23 protein-coding genes are annotated in these 18474 nt (G+C 40.8%); 17 read left to right on the forward strand and 6 right to left on the reverse strand.

The window, feature by feature from the left end:
• Nucleotides 1-73: 73 nt before the first annotated feature.
• Complete coding sequence (locus L4D76_RS19215; RefSeq protein WP_428442500.1) at nucleotides 74-679, reverse strand: HAD family hydrolase; 606 nt, start codon at nucleotides 677-679, stop codon at nucleotides 74-76.
• 120 nt (nucleotides 680-799) lie between these two features.
• Here L4D76_RS19215 and yciH point away from each other — a divergent pair, with 120 nt between their 5' ends.
• Nucleotides 800-1123, forward strand: a complete 324-nt coding sequence (gene yciH, locus L4D76_RS19220; RefSeq protein WP_428442501.1) for a stress response translation initiation inhibitor YciH — start codon at nucleotides 800-802, stop codon at nucleotides 1121-1123.
• 330 nt (nucleotides 1124-1453) lie between these two features.
• Here the strand turns inward: yciH and L4D76_RS19225 are convergent, their stop codons facing one another.
• Nucleotides 1454-1822: a DUF3693 domain-containing protein gene (locus L4D76_RS19225; protein WP_428442502.1), complete on the reverse strand. Its 369-nt coding sequence runs from the start codon at nucleotides 1820-1822 to the stop codon at nucleotides 1454-1456.
• A 119-nt stretch (nucleotides 1823-1941) separates the two neighbouring features.
• On the opposite strand from L4D76_RS19225, the gene L4D76_RS19230 reads away from it, so the two are divergent.
• From L4D76_RS19230 to L4D76_RS19295, 14 genes are all read left to right on the forward strand, one after another.
• On the forward strand, nucleotides 1942-4089 hold the full coding sequence (locus L4D76_RS19230; RefSeq protein WP_428442503.1) for a replication endonuclease: 2148 nt from the start codon (nucleotides 1942-1944) through the stop codon (nucleotides 4087-4089).
• A gap of 32 nt (nucleotides 4090-4121) precedes the next feature.
• Nucleotides 4122-4445 (forward strand): hypothetical protein, encoded by a 324-nt coding sequence (locus tag L4D76_RS19235; RefSeq protein ID WP_428442504.1) that lies wholly within the window; start codon nucleotides 4122-4124, stop codon nucleotides 4443-4445.
• Between the two features lie 260 nt (nucleotides 4446-4705).
• Entirely contained in the window at nucleotides 4706-4927 is a 222-nt protein-coding gene (locus L4D76_RS19240; protein WP_428442505.1) for a hypothetical protein, read from the forward strand.
• 184 nt (nucleotides 4928-5111) lie between these two features.
• On the forward strand, nucleotides 5112-6632 hold the full coding sequence (locus L4D76_RS19245; protein ID WP_428442506.1) for a hypothetical protein: 1521 nt from the start codon (nucleotides 5112-5114) through the stop codon (nucleotides 6630-6632).
• A 1-nt stretch (nucleotide 6633) separates the two neighbouring features.
• Complete coding sequence (locus tag L4D76_RS19250; protein WP_428442507.1) at nucleotides 6634-6999, forward strand: DUF2523 family protein; 366 nt, start codon at nucleotides 6634-6636, stop codon at nucleotides 6997-6999.
• 2 nt (nucleotides 7000-7001) lie between these two features.
• Entirely contained in the window at nucleotides 7002-8414 is a 1413-nt protein-coding gene (locus L4D76_RS19255; RefSeq protein WP_428442508.1) for a zonular occludens toxin domain-containing protein, read from the forward strand.
• A gap of 430 nt (nucleotides 8415-8844) precedes the next feature.
• Nucleotides 8845-9291 carry a thermonuclease family protein gene (locus tag L4D76_RS19260; protein ID WP_428442509.1) on the forward strand — a complete coding sequence of 149 codons (447 nt, stop codon included), beginning with the start codon at nucleotides 8845-8847 and terminating at the stop codon, nucleotides 9289-9291.
• 561 nt (nucleotides 9292-9852) lie between these two features.
• Nucleotides 9853-10479 carry a hypothetical protein gene (locus tag L4D76_RS19265; protein WP_428442510.1) on the forward strand — a complete coding sequence of 209 codons (627 nt, stop codon included), beginning with the start codon at nucleotides 9853-9855 and terminating at the stop codon, nucleotides 10477-10479.
• Between the two features lie 166 nt (nucleotides 10480-10645).
• Nucleotides 10646-11014: a hypothetical protein gene (locus L4D76_RS19270; RefSeq protein ID WP_428442511.1), complete on the forward strand. Its 369-nt coding sequence runs from the start codon at nucleotides 10646-10648 to the stop codon at nucleotides 11012-11014.
• A 160-nt stretch (nucleotides 11015-11174) separates the two neighbouring features.
• Nucleotides 11175-11918, forward strand: a complete 744-nt coding sequence (locus tag L4D76_RS19275; protein WP_428442512.1) for a hypothetical protein — start codon at nucleotides 11175-11177, stop codon at nucleotides 11916-11918.
• Between the two features lie 86 nt (nucleotides 11919-12004).
• Nucleotides 12005-12316 (forward strand): hypothetical protein, encoded by a 312-nt coding sequence (locus L4D76_RS19280; protein ID WP_428442513.1) that lies wholly within the window; start codon nucleotides 12005-12007, stop codon nucleotides 12314-12316.
• A gap of 2 nt (nucleotides 12317-12318) precedes the next feature.
• Complete coding sequence (locus tag L4D76_RS19285) at nucleotides 12319-12603, forward strand: hypothetical protein (RefSeq protein WP_428442514.1); 285 nt, start codon at nucleotides 12319-12321, stop codon at nucleotides 12601-12603.
• 414 nt (nucleotides 12604-13017) lie between these two features.
• Nucleotides 13018-13254, forward strand: coding sequence for a hypothetical protein (locus L4D76_RS19290; RefSeq protein ID WP_428442515.1), 237 nt, complete (start codon nucleotides 13018-13020; stop codon nucleotides 13252-13254).
• Nucleotides 13255-13610: 356 nt separating this feature from the next.
• Nucleotides 13611-14036, forward strand: a complete 426-nt coding sequence (locus L4D76_RS19295; RefSeq protein WP_428442516.1) for a hypothetical protein — start codon at nucleotides 13611-13613, stop codon at nucleotides 14034-14036.
• A gap of 347 nt (nucleotides 14037-14383) precedes the next feature.
• Here the strand turns inward: L4D76_RS19295 and L4D76_RS19300 are convergent, their stop codons facing one another.
• Entirely contained in the window at nucleotides 14384-14749 is a 366-nt protein-coding gene (locus tag L4D76_RS19300; RefSeq protein WP_428442517.1) for a DUF3653 domain-containing protein, read from the reverse strand.
• Nucleotides 14750-15450: 701 nt separating this feature from the next.
• Here L4D76_RS19300 and L4D76_RS19305 point away from each other — a divergent pair.
• The gene (locus L4D76_RS19305) at nucleotides 15451-15735 is read left to right on the forward strand and encodes a DUF3653 domain-containing protein (protein ID WP_428442518.1); all 285 of its coding nucleotides are present in this window, start codon (nucleotides 15451-15453) and stop codon (nucleotides 15733-15735) included.
• A gap of 38 nt (nucleotides 15736-15773) precedes the next feature.
• Here the strand turns inward: L4D76_RS19305 and L4D76_RS19310 are convergent, their stop codons facing one another.
• The 3 genes from L4D76_RS19310 to L4D76_RS19320 all read right to left on the reverse strand — a co-directional run bounded on the left by L4D76_RS19310 (nucleotide 15774) and on the right by L4D76_RS19320 (nucleotide 17409).
• On the reverse strand, nucleotides 15774-16973 hold the full coding sequence (locus L4D76_RS19310; RefSeq protein ID WP_428442519.1) for a hypothetical protein: 1200 nt from the start codon (nucleotides 16971-16973) through the stop codon (nucleotides 15774-15776).
• An 82-nt stretch (nucleotides 16974-17055) separates the two neighbouring features.
• Nucleotides 17056-17238 (reverse strand): hypothetical protein, encoded by a 183-nt coding sequence (locus L4D76_RS19315; RefSeq protein WP_428442520.1) that lies wholly within the window; start codon nucleotides 17236-17238, stop codon nucleotides 17056-17058.
• 9 nt (nucleotides 17239-17247) lie between these two features.
• On the reverse strand, nucleotides 17248-17409 hold the full coding sequence (locus L4D76_RS19320; RefSeq protein ID WP_428442521.1) for a hypothetical protein: 162 nt from the start codon (nucleotides 17407-17409) through the stop codon (nucleotides 17248-17250).
• Between the two features lie 333 nt (nucleotides 17410-17742).
• On the opposite strand from L4D76_RS19320, the gene L4D76_RS19325 reads away from it, so the two are divergent.
• On the forward strand, nucleotides 17743-18474 hold the full coding sequence (locus L4D76_RS19325; protein WP_428442522.1) for a protein-L-isoaspartate(D-aspartate) O-methyltransferase: 732 nt from the start codon (nucleotides 17743-17745) through the stop codon (nucleotides 18472-18474).

Genomic DNA, 18474 nt, shown 5'->3' on the forward strand with positions numbered 1-18474 from the left:
AGACAATAGATTCAAGATATTGTTCACCATACAAGAACTCTGAAGATATCTCACTAAATTAACTAAAATAATCTTAGTTAAGATCTAACAAATCATAAATGGTTTCTAAACATTCATCTGATTGCTCAAAACGTACCGTGTGAAATCCTAAATCGCGTGCAGACTTAATGTTTTCTTCGCTATCGTCGATGAAGAGGGATTCATCAGCTTGTAAGTTGTATCGATCAAGTAGCAATTCAAATATTTCAGGATCTGGCTTGACTATCAGTTCCGCACCAGAAACGAGGCCACCTTTACACAGCGATAGAAAGCTATGTCGCTCGTTAAGGGTTTCAAAAAATGCACTGCTCATGTTGGTGAGATAGTAAATAGAGTAGTGATGCTCTAATAGTCGATAGAAAAGCGTTTGCGTGCAACTAACTTTAACTAAACTGTTCATAATGTGTTCAAAAAAGTCTTCCATTCTCGATTCAGGAAAACCTGTTCTGGCAGCACATTTAGGAATGATCTCAGCCATCAACATCGTGCCTCGATCGAGAGATAACCAATCGGGGTGTCGGAGAACCTCACTCAGCAACAGTTGTTGCTCGTACTTTGAATCCGTAAATGTTTGAACGATTTTGCTAGGATTCCATTGAAAAAGCACAGCCCCAAAATCAAAAATGACATTACGGATCATAAGCGTTTCCGTTCAAGTACCTTTTATTTATAATATTCCTTAACTGGTAATGCGCAAGGTACATGAGTAATCTTAGTTACCAGACTCACAAACCATAAAAAATCATGAGATTGTTATACGATGAATGATAACAGCCGCTTAGTTTTCTCAACAGAAACTGGCCGAATCAAAGAAGAAAAAGCCGCACCACAACGCCAAACTGGTGATGGTATTGTTCGTATTCAGCGCCAAACCAAAGGCCGTAAAGGCAAAGGTGTTTGCATTGTCACAGGCCTAGATATGGAAGATGCCCAACTTAAACTTGTGGCTGCAGAGCTGAAAAAAGTCTGTGGTTGCGGTGGTTCCGTCAAAGATGGAACAATCGAAATCCAGGGCGATAAACGCGATGTCATCAAAGCTGCATTAGAAAAAAAAGGCCACACCGTAAAACTTGCGGGTGGTTAATGATTTTAAAGCCTGAAGGTTCTTCAGGCTTTTTCTTACATCTTGGCATTGGTCTTAAACCAAAATCGCAGTACAAGAATAAACGCAGACTTTGTAGAACCAGGCAAACTGAACATTTGCAGCAGAACTAAAAAGGAAGTGTTTATTACCTATTTTATGGTAAATAAGAATACTGTTAAATACACAGCACTTTGTGAACCTGACAAAAAACCCATAACGTTAATGTATGAAGTTATCGTAGACCCATAACATAATTTTGGCAAGAGTGTCGCGGAGAGTTAAGTGGTTGATTTTTGCTTCTTCATGAACTTAAAGAAAAACCCGACATATTTAACATAAGGTACATAATGCGCACTGGGATATGTTCCCAAGTAGAGATGTCACCATCAATCCAGACGCCAAAAATGTCACGCCAAACGCCTGAAATCCTTGGCTATTGAGCTTTTTTGCAATTTCTTTCCATAGCTCTTTTAACTTGGGATTATCGTTGCGGTCACTGTGACAGCCCAGCAAGGCTTCCTTCGGGTCTATGTTTGCATTTTCTGCCAAGAAAACCGCTTCACTATCAGAGATATAGCGCTTACCGTTTCGCATTTCAGAGATTCTTTGCTGCTTTATATTTAAATCATGCGCTATTTGTTTGTCTTGGATGTAGTTCTTCGCTTTTTTATAGCTGTCTAACAGGTAATTTGCGTACATAGATAAATCCTCCTAAGACATATGATAGCTCTTCGCACACGAAATTACGTGTCTTGCGCACACGTTTAATCGTGTATATATTCAATTTCAATTCGTTACCGATACTGGAATTGATGCATATGACTCATTCAGCGACTAACCACACTCCATATTCTACAGCCTCGCAAATCCGTAATAAGGCTTATGACTATGCTCGTGGTCAAGTTGCTAAGTTGACTGAACAGAAAGAGTTACCGCGTCACTTCGTTAAGCGTGGTTCTGTTCTACCTGCTGTACCTGAGTGTTATAACGTCGTGGCCTCCATCTTTACTGATGAATACGGTATCAATCCTTTCTATGCCGCGCCCCAGCCTCACCTTGTTTCCTGTACTGACGACATTTCAAAAAAGACGTTTTACAAGGCTGAGAAAAGCTGGATTGTTCGCGCGTTCGATGCCTGTAAGTCACATCGAGATTTTGCACCGGTGATGACTCGTGCCTTTATTAATGTGTGTAATAAACGTGGTCAACTGGAAGCGGTTCGCGCTATTGAAGCCGCTAATGAACGTCTGACAAAAATGGAATTTCGCTATACCTCCAGTGATGAAGAAATCTGTCAGTTTGCAAAAGCCAAGTCTGCGTATGTGATGCGTAAGGTCTCCGGCGTTGCAGATACTAAAGCGGCCTTTGATAAAGCCTGTGAAATTTTGGCGGGTTATGGTTTGGCGTTCCGTCCGGCTTTGGTCGAGCAAAAAGAAAAAGACAATGATTTGCAAAGCCTTATTAACCGCGCGTCTAATGAATTATGGTGGCGTCGTCAACTGCGTCAACGTTGTGCTCATGAAATTGAGCGTGTTGCTCGTGACTTAACGATTGTTCATAAGCACGGGCAATCTTACTGTTCTAACTTCTCGCTACAACGTAGACGGCAACGTGACCAGGAGAACTTATCCATGCTTCAAAATACCATTGCGTATGATGAAGATGATGAATCTAACTGGTTCACGCTCAATGACTTAGCTGGTAAGTCCATTTCTAATCCTGAAATTCGCCGCGCTGAAATGTTCGTACGTCTCAAGGGGTTCGAGAACATTGCTCAAGCCAATGGTCATGTAGGTGTGTTCTATACGCCAACATGCCCTAGCCGCTTTCACTCTATTTCTAAAGGCAAGATTAATCAGAAATGGCTTGATGCTGACTGCCCGACAACGCAAGACGCACATGACTATATGACGGCTATGTTTGCTGATTTCCGTAAGGCGCTCGATAAAGCTGAGATTAAAGTTTACGGCTTGCGTGTTGTAGAGCCTCACGCTGATGGTTGTCCGCACTGGCATCTACTTTTCTTCATGGAAAAGCGTCACGAAAAAATCGTTACTGGCCTGTTCCGTAAAGAAGCAATGAAAGATTCCCCTGATGAATCGGGCGCAAAAAAATACCGTTTCACCTCAACCGAAATTGATTGGTCTAAAGGGTCTGCGGTTGGTTATGTCGCGAAATACTTATCTAAAAATATCGATGGTAAGCACATTGATAATGACCGCTCAACCGTTCTTGAAGGCACCGAGGCTGCTGAGCGTGTTGTTACGTGGGCGCGTGTAAATCGCATTCGCCAATTTCAATTTATTGGTGGCCCGTCAGTCACAGTATGGCGTGAGCTTCGCCGCGTTCGTGAAGACTTAAAAGAGGATGATGCCTTGTTTAATCGCCTAGATGAGGGTGAATGGCTCACTCTTGAAAATGTTCGTCGTGCTGCGGATTCTTCCGACTGGGAAGCCTTCTGTATTGCGATGGGCGGTGTGTTCGTTCGCCGTAATGACCAAACCGTAAAACCTGTTTATCAGGTTCCGCGCATCATGGAAAAGCTCATTGATGAGTTTGGTGAAGAGCACACCACTACCCTAGCCTCTAAAACCCGTTATGGCGATGACGCCAGTGCGCGCGTGATTGGTGTTGTTTTTAAAGCGGCCTATCTTGCTACTCGTGGCCGTAACTGGAAAACCGAAAATAAAGAGAAATTCCTTCGTGGTACTAAGCGCGTAATGACGGGCGTCACTGACATCTTTGAGGTACTTGAACGCGAAGGTGAATACCAACGCATGGCTGATGAGCAGTACGAGCAATATCAACGGTATTTACACCGAGTAGATGAACTTGCTGCTTATTGTTTTGATTACGACGCTGACGGGGCTTCAGATTGGAGCGACCGAACGATTCTGAGTGAGAAGCGACAAGAGGAGGCCCCGAATGGGGACGGCTCTTGCTCTTCCTTGGACTTGTGTCAATAACTGTCACCCCTATTTAAATTGGAGAATGGATAATGATTGTTCACGGACGTATAAACGATTTAGACGATATTGAGAAGAAAACGAATAACAATGAAAAAACGGGTGAGTCTCGTGATTCAGGTACTGTGAAGTTGCAGGTTTTTAATCCGTCTGAGGTGTTGGATTGTCGCATCTCCCCTGACCTATGGGATTCTATGGGCGGTGGTGCTGATTTAAAGAAGCTTATCGATAAGAAGTTAGAATTTAAGATTCAGCATATTGAGCGAACTTTTGCGGGTGATGGCGGTAAGCACGTGAGCTTTTCCGGTTATCACTTATTGGGAGTTCCCTCTCTTGATGCTAAGCCAAATAATTAAATGAGTTATATCAGAATTTTCTGTCTGTGAGATAGTTTTGTATGAAATGCCTAATCGCTCAAGTCGCTGTTGATGTTTCCAATATGCAGGAATGCTTTAATCAGGGCGGTCAGGCAATAGTAACGGCGGCTGATGTTCCAACGTTTAATACTGAGTTTTTTTTCTTAATACACGGCTTCATATTGTTGTCGTTTATAACTGGGCACTTTGGCGGTCGTATAGTTCGCTGGATGTCTAAAATCTAAATAAGGATATTTATCATGAAAGAAAAGAAAAGTGTAATTATCAACACAGTAAAAAAAGGCGGTATATTTGTTGCTGCGTCTATTGTAACAGCTCCGGCGTTTGCTGATACAACCGCATCTATTAATGCGGCTATTGCTGCGGCAGAAGCTAATATGACATTGGTTACTGTTGGCGTCTTAACCGTTGCGGCTATCGGCTTCGGCATTGGCCTAGTTACTTCTTTCTTGCGTAAATAATATGTTTGATGCTCTTAATACATTGCTTGTTAATCCACTTTCATCAGAGTTGATTTTTGCTGTAGCTTCTGGGATGGCGTTTGTTCATGGTTTTGTATCAGGGGTTAATACGCATTAAGTAGGTTTTGTTTTTACTGATAAGGGTGGCGATTGCTGCCCTTTTTTATAACTAAAGGAACTGGTTATGCGGTATTTGTTATTGGTTTTATTATTGTTTAGTTCGTCTGTTTTCTCTGAAGATTCAAATGACTATTTGGGTGTTTGTAATTCACCATCAACAGGTTCATATTCAGATATCGCACAGTCGTCATGCGTTGGTATTTTAACAGCAGATGCTAGTTTTGATATAAGAGGGTTTACTAGTTTAGGTGTTTTTCGTACCACCTCGTCAGGAGTGGTTACTTATGAAGCTAATTATCAAAGTGGTAATGCTGTAGGTTCTGTCGGCTATGGTAACTTCAGGTTGTCTACGTATTCAGAATGTCCTGATGGTGCGGTTAATGATAATGGTAAATGTCATGCTGAACCCGAGCCAGAGCCTAACCCTGATTGTCCCGATGCTCCGGCTAATCCAGATGGCTCATGTAGCTTACCAGACCCAGACCCTAATCCAGACCCAACTCCAGACCCAGACCCTAATCCCGAGCCTGATTYGTGTGATGCGACACCTAAACCTGCATTTTGTGTAGATAGTGATGCTGATGGCGGTGGTTCTGACGGTAGTGATACCGATGCTGATGGCGGTGGTTCTGGCGGCGGCGGTGATTCTGGAGGCGGTTCAGGTGGTGGTGATGGCTCTGGCATTGATAGCGGTGGTTCGGGTGGTGATGATGGCTCTGGCAGTGGTGATGGTATTGATGACTTTTGTAAAACAAATCCTGAAATGTGTCCTCCAGTTGATAGGCCTGAGTGTGTTGATAAACCATGGTTATGTGATGTTGAAAATCCGGAAAAAGATTTAATTGCGGCCATTGACCAGGTAACTAAAAAGCTGAATGACCAACATAGAACACAAATTGAAAATAAGGTTAATACGTTTAATACTGCGTCAAACACATCTAAACAATTAGATAAGTCAGAAACAATAAAAGACAACACGAAAGTAATTGCTGACAATACAAATAAAGCAACCGACAATTTAAAAGCCATTGATGATAGGGTTAGAAATTCAAATATCTTATTAGCTCAAAACGCTCGCGATTTAGATGGTCGCTTGGGTGAAATAAAGGATGCCATTAATAATAAAGGTGTTGGCGGCTCTGGCGGTGAAGGTGGTGGTGAGTGTAGTAAAGAAGATGAGGAGGCTGGGAAATGTAAGAGTGATAATGGTCTGTTAAAAGAAATTCGTGATGAGTTAAAGAAAGGCTTTTGTGATAAAAATAAAGAACATCCGTCTTGTATTACTGAGGTGTCTGGTGATGCGTATAAAGGTGTTTTTGATAGCTCCGACCTTGCTGACATTAAAGCTAAGGCTGATGATGTTAAAGCCAAAATAGCTAATAAGATTGATACATTTAAAAGCTTACTTGGTACGCCAAATATTGCACATGGTGGGAAAATATCGCCTGTTGAGTTTTCATTAAGCCATCAAGGTCATCGTGTTTCTGTAAAGCAAGATGGCTTTAATCAAGTTGGTGACATGTCGAGAGCTATTGTTATTGCTATTTGCTCAGTGTTGGCGTTAATGATTGTGGTGAGGACGTAAAATGAGAAAATTACTGATTTTGGTTTTATTGCTTCCTTCATTTGCTTATGCCGCTGAGGGGCCGTTTGATTCTCTTATTAGTGTTATTACTGGATTTCCTGATTTCGTTGAAAAGATGTTCGCCTATCTTATTGAATGGGCCGTTTATATTAAATTCGTTCTTTACATGCACTCGTTAGAATTTGCGTATGGTGTCGCTCAACACTTAGTCGCTAATCTTGGGTTGATGGACGCGGTTAATGCAGCAATGTCATCGCTATCACCTGACCAGCGTGCAATATTTGAAACATATGGTGCGCGTGAAGGTTTGGTGATTATCATCAATGGGTTAATGACTCGCTTTGTTCTGAATTTCATGGGGGCGTAATTATGGCTGTTGCAATCTATCATGGTGCGGCGGGTTCATATAAATCGGCCTCGGCGGTTTGGTTTCAGATATTACCTGCATTGCGTGAAGGTCGTTGTGTTGTCACCAACATTAAGGGAATGAAAACAGTAGAAGATATTGAAAAGGCATTGGGTGAACGGTTTCCGACTTCAACAAAGATCATTCGTATTTTAGCCAACAATGATAACGGCATTAGGCTCTGGCAACATTTCTATTGTTGGGCACCGCTTGGGGCTTTGATAGTGATTGATGAGGCTCAGGATATTTACAACAAAACTGCGGGATTTGATGCGACAAAAAACACTTATAAACCAATTTCTGATTTTGCTGAACTTCTTCCAGCTGGCTACCTGAATTACTATGAGCGTATTTTTAACTCATTCAAATCGGATGAGCGTTATGTAGATGACACGGGGTTTTCTTCTGTTGACGTTAATGGCCGCCCCGTTCTGCCCCGAAACTACAACGAATCGCTTATGCAGCACCGCCATTACAACTGGGATATTTACTACCTAACACCTGAGATAAAGCAAATTGACGCCTCAGTTCGTGGGGTGTGTGAAATGGCGTTTCACCATTCAAGCAAAGACAATACATTTTTAACTAAGCGCCGCCCTCGCATTTGGGAACACTGCCCCAAGTCAGCATCAACCAAACCGACAAAAGATAGTGCGATGACGTATCGGAGGATTCCTTTAGCTGTCCATCTTATGTATTCCAGTACATCAACGGGGAAAATTACTAAGGCCGGACTAGGAAAGGGATTGCTTTCCATGTGGAAATTTTGGTTGTTTCTTATTGTTATGGCCGCTTGTCTTGCCACGTTGATTTACACAATTTCAAATTATAAGGGATTAGGTAATGAGCCTACTATTGATGATTCAACATCGGTTGTTGAAGTTGTTCCGGTTTCTGCGGTTACACAAATTGATTCGTCTCCTGATGAGGATTACAAGACCATCTCTGATGCTGTTGCTAATGGGATTAAAGTTCCTCGCGTTGCGTCTGGGTATCTATCTAGCAGTGTTTCTGTTTCTGAATCTATCGCTAAAGTTGCTGATTTTCTAAACGCCAAGCTCTTGGGTCTTAGTGGTGATTTTAATGATGTGTATTTAAGTTCAGTTACTGCTATCAAGCGTGACAATGTAACCACTTACCGTTATCTGCTTAACTCCAAAGACCGCTATTTAAACAGTGAATTACTCACAGCAATGGGTTTTGAATTTCGTTACTTAAATGAATGTCTGGCTTATGTTGGTCACTCTGGCCGTGGTCGATTTATTGAATGTGATCATATGGCCAAGTCGTGGAAACCTGAGTTTGAAGATGGGCCGGCACTTGAGATAGAACAGCCTGAACTTGTTCCTTTTGGTGAGTTGGCTAGTAATATCTAAATTGTTTTTAATGCCGTTAGGCATGGGAGGGCGGAAATGAATTTATTGTGTTGCTGTGGTTAATCCCGCCCGATACCCCGCGTAGCGGTTGCACTTTTAATTAGTTCTTGAAAACCCTCCCCTCTACGTGTCGTTTTTCAGCTCTTTTGTTTCTGTGAATATAAATAGTGGTTTGTTGTTTATCGTCGGAGACTGATGATGTGATAGCGCCACCCCGTCTACTAAATGCGAGTTGAAAGGTTTAGGGGTGCGCCATGCCCTACCGCGCGGTCTTGAACTCCCAAAATGTATCACGGGGGTAGATTCAGTCATAACATGCAGCGTGTAAGATAGTGCTGTGTTTGCAATATCATTTGGTATCACCCGAGCATTTCAATACTGCTCTTTACGGTCATTTCTATCTTTTGTAATTTCTTCGAAGGAGGATTTTATGAAGTGTTTGTTTTGTTTTTTAGCGTTGGCTATCTCTTTCGCTGTTCATGCTAATGATGAGTACCTAATAGCCACTGTACTTCGTTTTAATGCACCGGACGTAATGATGGTAGATATTCCATCATTCCCTGATGTCACGGGTAAAGATATGGGAGTACGTATTTTGGGTATTGATGTGCCGTCATTCAAAGGTAAGTGCCAGGCTGAAGTTCACCTTGCAGTTCAAGCAAACATTTTCATTAAAAGCATAATAAAACCACCTCAGGCAGTACTATTGAAAGACATCCAGAGGGGGCATTATTTTATGTATCATGCTGAAGTTTACATAAATGGTTCATCTCTTGGTGATGAACTTGTAAAACGTGGTCTAGCCAAAAGAATTCCAACAGGTAAATTCGGCCCTAAACTTCCTCACATTGATTGGTGCGAAAAAGATTTTAAGTGATCGTCTGATAACATGCTCACGGGTAGTATCGAATTGATTGAGGTTCTGTCCATTTAGCTTTGCATTTTACACAGATATAGCACCTGCTCTTTATGTCATACCTGATAATTGATGCCCCAGTACCACAATGACTACATATCTCTAACTGATCTGGATGCTTGACTCTTAATAGCTTGCTGTATAGCTGTGGCTTTCCCATATCGCCTCAATAAATCACTGTACAAAAACACAGTGTAACGCAAAACGTATACTTTTGCCCTTTTCATCTTGATTCAGAGCCTTAGCCTATTGGGCAAGTTTGCCTGCGAATAGTACCTTGATTCTGTTCTAAACTTTCAAGGCAAGGCTATCTGGATTTCTGTACTTAGAGGTGTAGAATGCTGGTTAGCATACGATATGATGCTGAGTTAGCTGTTTTACCATGCTAAATCAGCTATTTAACGTAATTGGTATTTTGCGCACCGAATTTGATGGTTTAGCAGTTTTGCTTAATGTTTGACGTTTACGGTGAGATATACGATCTGAGATCGTTGAATACAATGTTATGCAAAAGGAGTGGTTATGAGTAATGAATTGATTAAAACGATTAATAAAACTGATGGGCTTACAGCATTGCTCGAACTTGGTGAAGCCCTTATAGATACTAAAATCACTAATGACTTATTGAGCAATATTCCAGTCGTTGGAGTTATTGTGAAACTCTCAAACTTAGGTGTCGGCTTATGCGATTATCAATTTATCAAAAAGCTTCAAAAATTTGCATTTCAGTTAGATTCTATATCAATTGATGATAGAGATAAATATTTCAAGGAAATTTCAGAAGACCCGAAGAAACAATCTAAAGTAAATGACAACTTGTTTTTGTTAATCAATGCGGCAGATGATATTGATAAACCAATTTTAATAGGGATTGTTTTTTCAGCATATATCGTTGGTGGTATTAGCTATGAACAATTTATGCAATTCGGAGTTGCCATAAATGGGTTAAATGCACATCAATTTAGTTTGTTGAAGCAGCAGAAAGATAATCTTATTCCGAGTGACGTCGGGCATACGATGGCTTCATTTGGTCTAGTCACTGTTGTTATACCTGCAATGATGGGGAGTGCAATACCAGAGTACTATCTTAACAAAAATGGAGCTTTATTTTTGAAGTGTATATATGGCATAGATATCGACATAACCTAATTGCATAACAAAGCAATCAACACGATTTACTACATTCGCCATTTTAGGTTTGCCTTTAGTTTCAGTGGTTAAGGCGGTAAAATTCAGGTTGGTTTGTGTCGTAGTAAACGTGTTATTGCGGCGTTAGGTCATTGTCATCTGAAATAATTAATAAATAGAGGATAAAATGAGTACAAAAATTTATAAAGGTACATCACTGTCTCAAATTGCTAGCTTAAAAAATAATAAGTTATACGAAGGTACATCATTAAGCCAAATCGCTAGCATTAAAGGAGCTAAGGTTTACAAAGGAACCTCATTATCCCAAGTTTTGAGTGTTAATGAAGGGAAAGTTTATGAGGGGACATCACTTAAACAAATTGCAAAAATTGATAATGGTAAGGTTTATCAAGGCACAAGTTTAAAACAAATAGCACATATTAAAGGCGGCAAAATTTATCAAGGTACAAGCTTGACGCAAATAGCACAAATTAAAGGACCTGCAACACTTACTGAGGTTGCAGCAATTTTATATGTTGTTCTTGGCCTATTTTGAGTTGATATTAAAATGACCTAACAATGCATTTAAGAGTGATTCCCAACGCTTGGCATTTTTGTCTCCGCGTTGGGTTTAGCGTTTACGGTGCAATGGTTTAGGTTAGGTGAAAGCGTTGCTCACACCTTATTGCGGGCATTAACTGTATTTGGAGAGTTTTGTGGGTAGTTTAGATTCTTTGGTTGTTAACCTAGACAAAATGGGCTGGTTTATTCCGCCATATATTAATATGGGACAATTGGAACAAATATTGAGTGGGTTTGATAATAATGGTCAGGTTCAGCAAGAAGTATTGAGTGACTTGTTACCCTCAATCTATTCGATAGAAAATATCTCAGCTGTATTCATTGAGAAATACACTGTAGCCCCTTTTGTGAAGGATTACCTCAGCGTCATCGATAATGGGATTGAATGTCACTATTTAGGTCTAAATTATGCTTCTGTTAGCACGCTAATTCCAGTGGTTGAAGGTATAGCTCGTAAGCTATCTAAGCACAGAAATGTGGAAGATAAGTACATTAAGCAAACTATCAAAAACCTATGTGCAAGCTGCAAAGATCAAGTGGTAGCAAATAAGGTTGGTGACTATGAAGAAATAGAGTCTATGATCGATTCTTTTGAGAGATTCGCAACTAACAAGCTTTATTCAGATTCGAAAAAATATCCACATGTGGATAACACAAATAGAAATGGAATTACTCACGGCGCATATACTGATCTCGATTTTGGCAGTTCAGTAAGCTTTTACAAAGTAATCGCGCTTATTAATTTCCTGTGTTTTCTCAGTGCAATTGACGCCGGATTGTCATGGTTTCCACCGAAGGGGACAATTGAGGGAGTCTCGAAGGCTCGTTACTATTATCAGTGTCAAAAGTTTTCAAAATTGCGTTTATCATACAGCTAACAACACGATGCTATTACACTCGGCATTCTTGGTTTGAAGTGTAATTGGTCTTGTGAATTCAACGAAAGCGCAGCTTAGGAGGAAAAGTGAATAAAACTACGATTAATTCAGATAAAAAAAAGAAAAAAAAGCGCAAGAAGCCATTAAGTAAACATGACTTAATAAAAGCTCTTTCTGATCAAAGATGGGACTATCGAACATCCCAAGCACTCGCAAAAGAATTGAACTCAAATGAAAGTGTAATTAATAAATATTTGAATGGCGATCCTGAAATCAGAAAGTCAGTTATGAAAGATAAATACGGTCGTAGCTTGTACACATTGAAAAAACGAAAGTCTACATTAGGTGATTATTGGGCGGCTTTTCGAGCTGTCAACTCAGCTAAAACAGGGAGCTGAATATGACAGTTCAAGAAGTTTTTATGTGGGGAGTTATTGGCGGAATATTACCGGAAGCGTTAGCTCTATATAAATTGAGGCACGCGAAGAAAGGCGAAAAGCCGGATTGGCTAAGCTCTGGTTTTTACTGGATTGTTACGTTGATAATGGTATGTCTAGGAGGACTTACTGCTCTCGTATATCAAAAGGTGGGCGTAAACATAAATGAACTAGCTGCATTACATTTAGGTGCCGCAACGCCGTTGATCATTGCTAGTTTTGAAAAGAAGAAGCCTCAGATATCTTGAGCACAGCTATAAAGTAATCAAGGTGATGGGTTACACTCGGCGGTTTTGGCTTACCCCGTCTAGTAATACGGGGTGAAAGTCTATAACGCATGACACCTTACAATTGGTCGCAGAATTTGCTCTTTGGAAACAACTTAAGTGATGCGGCCTACTCTTCCACAAAGTACAAACCCGCTTATTCCTCTATGGTTATCTTTGAGGGTTTATCATCGTTTCCAATACTAGTGAATGACTAATGCCTGTTGATATTTATGCAATTAGAGTCAATGTTTATACGTGATTGTTTGTTTTTTGTGACTATACTAACTAGTTATTAGTGCATAATGTCGATAGTATGTTGATAGGTTGGAATTTTATAGTTTAGTGGGTTATCAGCATTCATCGTTAAAGACTATATCGAGTATAGAGGGATATATGAGAATTCAATATCGCGTTGTTTGTGTTTGTGGTAATGAAGGTTCAGCTAGATTTTATGACGATGATTCACCCTATTCAGCATATGGTGTGTGGGATTTTTACGATTTAAATTGTATTACAAATAGAGCATCTAAACCCGTTGATATGAGTTTAGAGGAAGCAATCATTGAATCAAAACCTTGTTGTAAAATATGTAATAAAGAGATGGCTCCCGAAAATTTTCAACAAATATAAGCTCAAACAGATGTCTAAACCAGATTCAGGCATCTGCATATTATTCAATTTATCTTATGAATGAGTCTAGCCACTTTGACTATCATGCATAATAAATTACGGTCTGGTTCCGAACCTATCTCTATCAATGCATTCCCAGTAATAATCCGGTCTGGTGTGATTAGCCTACCTTCTTTGATACTCCATCCTCTCCAATCATCACTTAATTGGTCAAGCTCAAGGCCAGAATACAATTGCACTCTAGCGGTATTGGTTTCCCCCTTATCCCACTGCGTGACAGTTCTCACATTTTCAAAGCAAAGATTAATGGCGTCTTCTATGCTTACTCCGCATTAAAATCGAAAAGGATTAACCAAATGAAAAATCATAAAGCGATACTATCCGCTATTGGTGAAGTAACAGGGGGTCACTTCGCAGAACTGTTGGTCGCGGAAGTGTTGGGTGGAAAGGTAGTGGATGAAGATGGCTATGACATATTGTGTCCAGATGCTCGTCAAGTTGAAGTTAGGTCTAGGGTTGAAGGGACAGACTCTAAAACACCTCGAGTTACGTTGACGGCCAAAAAAATGGCAATCTGTACTGATGTCGTCGCAATAAGGTTCAACAACAATTATGTGCCAATCGAAGCCAGGCTGGTTCAACGAAATGAATTAGAGGATCTTTATTCCCAGTACCTTCAAACCGATGGCAAAACTGCCCACTTAAATTGGCAAAAATTTTGTGCCAGTACAGGAGCGGTAGATATTCTTCCAGATGTTCTTGCTGTTTATGATTCGCTCTAAGCCTAATAAATCCTTCAAGTAGATGCAGTTATACCTGGTCGTTTTGGCTTGAAGTTCTGTGTGCTTAAGAGGTAAAGGCTTACAACGGGTGAGACACCAACATGGCCGTCGAACTTATCATGGGAATCACCTCCCAAAGTTCTGATTCATTTTTGGCGGCCATCTCCTTACCTTATAAAGTCAGATTCGTGTTTGATCTAAAGAGACTCCTTAATGGTAAAGGCTCTAAGCTGTCCCGTATGCGGTTCATGTGAATACCTAGACTCGCGCTCTCTTGGTATTAGAGTGTGTATTTGTGGTGTTGCAACTTTTGAGGCGGTAAGCAGAGCCGAGGCCCTGCTCTTTTCTTATCGTGATATTAATCTGGCAACTTTGATGATCTGACTAAGGTTTTTTCTATCCGGTTCGGCTCCAATCTCTATCAATGCATTACCCGTAATAATTCGGTCTGGTGTTAACGACCATCTATTAGGTGTAATTAATAAGCCTTTTCTTATACTCCATCCTCTCCAATCATCACTTAATGGGGCAAGTTCAAGGCCAGAATACATCCGCATTAACCGTTTGCACTCTGGCGGTATTGGTTTCCCTTTGTCCCATGATGTGACAGTTCTCACACTCTTAAAACAAAGTTTAGCTGTATCTTCTATGCTTAATCCGCATCTGTAAAATCGAAAAATATAGTTTTCTGTAAGTTCATGTGTATTTCGCATCAAATCCTTCTTATCGCAAAGAAAGGATTCTAATTGATTGTTTTATAATTACTTTTGTTTTTTAACATAAGCCAGCATAATGCGCACTGAGGGTGTAAGAACCATTTAGAAGTGTCAGGTTTGAGCCAGTTAGAAATGTCATGTTGAACTAACTTCAGAGCACCATTTACTTGATGCGTGCTCTGGAGCCAATGAGATGTTACTGACTATGACTATGACTGATGACGAATTACTGCGGATTAAACTCATCCAGGATATTTGTGAAAAACGTATAACCGGCGTCGATGCTGCCCGCATTCTCAGTTTGAGCGCCAGTTATGTTTGAAAAACTGGTGTGCCCGCCGATTTTAAAATCTGTGTCTCTTATGGCTCTGATTGGCTTCAATTTTTAATTTGGATCGTATGTTGTTTGGTGATTGGTGCCTAGTCAGATTAAAACGATGTGCTGTCAGTCGTCATCTCTGGCAGACACTGTCATTACATTCAGAGCCACACTTGCTTGATCGTCATAACTCATCTCCCAGGAAATATTGACTGACCAGAGATCCACATGCACAGAGTCTTCAGCTATTGCGAATGCTGCTTGTTCATCGGGCTCATTGTGTTCTCTCGCATATGGATCCCGGATAAGCGCTGGTTACGTTCTCTGTAGAATGATAATTTTTAGGGATTGCGCTTTCCGGGATGACGCGCTGTGATCCTTGTTTTTTAGCCATATTGATGAACACCGCTGTGTGATTGTCACCCCCGAAGGCCGACGGTTCAGCCCCAAAGAGCTCGATTCGTGGGCATTACGGTTTGATGAGTATCATGCGCTCAAACGGATGTACGAGCTGGACTATGTGCCGGTGCGCTCCAATGTGGTCACGCCGTTGCCGTTCCGTGGTGGTCGTCGGGTCAAAGAGCCACGAAGTGACGCGGTAACCAAAGCGAAAAAGAAAGCTTGCCGTAAGGCTCAGGCCAATAAAGCCAAGCGACTTCCCTAGCCTTTGGGTATCAAAAAGCCCGCGATTGCGGGCTTTACTTAATTTTCTGTTGATGTCTCAACTTTTCTCCAAGCAAAGAGTTCTCCACCTTTTTGCTCGTAGAACACACCTTTTTCTATTAGATGTTTAATTACTCTTTGTACTGTGCGATTAGAAATACCTAAATCGTAAGCAACGGTTTTATGTATATTTCTTGGCCATGGTTGAGGTGGTAGCTTTTCCTGCACCTTAAGAATTAAGTCATCTTTTATTATCACTCTAGGTACACTTGGATTTTTAGAGTTCACAATTTGAACTATACCATCCTTTCTTTTAGCCGTTATTACATTTCCACAATGACATGTAACTGATTCAGAAGCCTTTGCAATTTTAGGAAGCTCAATCTTAACCGTTGAATCACAAATTTCACATTGTTGATTTAGCAGCTCAAGGTGGTTATTAGCTAAAGTGAACTTGTTTTTATCTTGGTCATATTCTGAAACTAATAAACGATTACATGATGTACTCGGGCATCTTATGCTTCTTATATTAGAATGTCTTATATGCTGATCATATCCAATGGTTGTATTGCACTCTGGGCACTTCCTAGTAACATGTTGAATTTTCTTATGTTCGTTAAGAATGATACCGCTATCACTTAGCAAATTATCCAGGTCCTTTCTCGCATCTAGCACTGATTGAGCTGATTGGTCATCTTCCTGTTCATTGTCTATTTCTTCTAAGTTTTCAATTCTTAGTAATAAGCTTTCTATTTGCTTCTGTTTAAGTTCATTTTCTTTTTGTTGAAATGTTTTAACATCTTCTCCAATAATGCCTTTCCAATCACTAATTGCAGTATCATTGAATGACTTTAATGATTCTATAATATTTGTAGTGCTTACAATTTTTTCATTAATTATTTTTACGTCTTCGACATCACTACCTTGAGAGTCTTTACTTATTTCTTTTAGCCGTAATGATAGTTTATTTAGTTCATTAGAAATGTTATTTACTTTTTCAGACGCGTTTATTACATATGTTTTCAAATTCTCTTTATGATAATCTTGTGCTTCCTGTAAAGCCGTTTTTTTAGACGACTCTGAATAAATATCTGTAATTAACCATGAAAATGCAATTGATAACATTGCGAGGGCTGTACTAAATAATGATACTTCTCTTTCTGTTAGTGAAACGGCAGAGAGTGTTATCAAGATTGCCACAAGGGATAGGCCAAAGGCCGCGACAAGAATCTTTCTCACAAAGTCACCAATTATCAATGAATTATCATCACATTTTACTCAATTTTCAGCTATGATAAAAGCAATCATTTGTCGAAACACTTTATTCTATTTTTTCCTTTTCCCATTCTAACTTCAAAATCCGCTTCTCATGTTGTGCCAACATCTTCTTTAGCTCACCAAGTACCGATTCATGCGCTTTGACCGAGCGAAACAGCAAATAACAAATGATGAGAGTTGGCGGCGTTACCCCCAACTCAGCAAACAGTTTTATGAGTTCTCCCATATCACCGCCCTATTTCTTCTCTTTTCGGAAGGTATCCCACAGGCCAATCAGCATGGCCGCTACTGCCGGAATTGCGCCGCCAACCTGAGCGCCCGTTTCACCAATTACCACATTAACCAGCTCGGTATTTCCTGCCAGTAATCCTGTTGCTGCACTACCTAGAAGAATCAAACCTGTTTGTGTGCTCTTTTGCTTAAAGTCGATCCTAGTAATCCCTTAGAACGTAGAAATTTAAGTGTGTATGCGCCAATCACGACGCCCGCCACGCTAATGGCAATGCTTTTCACCGTGGTTGCTGTCATGCCAGCCAAACTGACTATGACATGTATATTAATCTCGTCACGAACGATACAAATAATTGCCGCTATAAAGAGACCAATTAGCATTGGAGAAACAGCGGTTTTCAACCACAACAATGTATGAACAAACCAGAATAAAAAGACGCTTATTCTTCCTATACTCTATAGTGATTTAGTTATATCAAAATCCTGTAGGGAGTGCGCTATGGGTAGATTATTGTTTCTGTTTATTAGTTTTATCATATTCGGGAACCAGCCACTTGCAGCATTTGCCGTGAGTGATTCCGAAAAATATGTCCGCGCCCGAGAGGATATGGTCCAAAGCCAGCTCAGCATGCGCGGCATTGTAGACAAGAGAGTGCTGACAGCAATGAAAAAGCTCCCTAGGCATCTCTTTGTCCCGAAGATACTGGCTTTCAAGGCATACACAGATTCCCCCCTGCCGATCGGCGAAGGACAGACCATATCACAGCCGTATATTGTTGCCCTGATGACGGAAGTGCTCGAACTCACTGGCAATGAAAGAGTGCTCGAGATCGGAACCGGCTCTGGATACCAGGCAGCGGTGCTTTCCGAGGTAGCAAAAGAGGTGGTCAGCATCGAGATCAAGGAAAAGCTCTGCACTAAGGCCGGCAGGCTTCTGGACTCTCTTGGTTATACCAATGTTGAGACACAATGTGGTGATGGCTACTTCGGCTGGAATAAGGGAGCGCCCTATGATGCTATTATGATCACCGCCGCTGTTGACCATATCCCTCCGCCCCTTTTGGAGCAGCTCAAGGACGGAGGGCGGCTGGTTCTTCCTTTGGGAAATCCCTTCAGCTATCAGAACCTTGTACTCGTCACCAAAAAGGGGGGGGACTATAGGGTTTGGCAAATCGCCGGTGTTCTCTTTGTTCCCATGACCGGGCACGCAATGCAGGCCTCCGGGGAATAG

Source organism: Photobacterium sagamiensis, assembly GCF_050337085.1.
GTDB lineage: Bacteria > Pseudomonadota > Gammaproteobacteria > Enterobacterales > Vibrionaceae > Photobacterium > Photobacterium sagamiensis.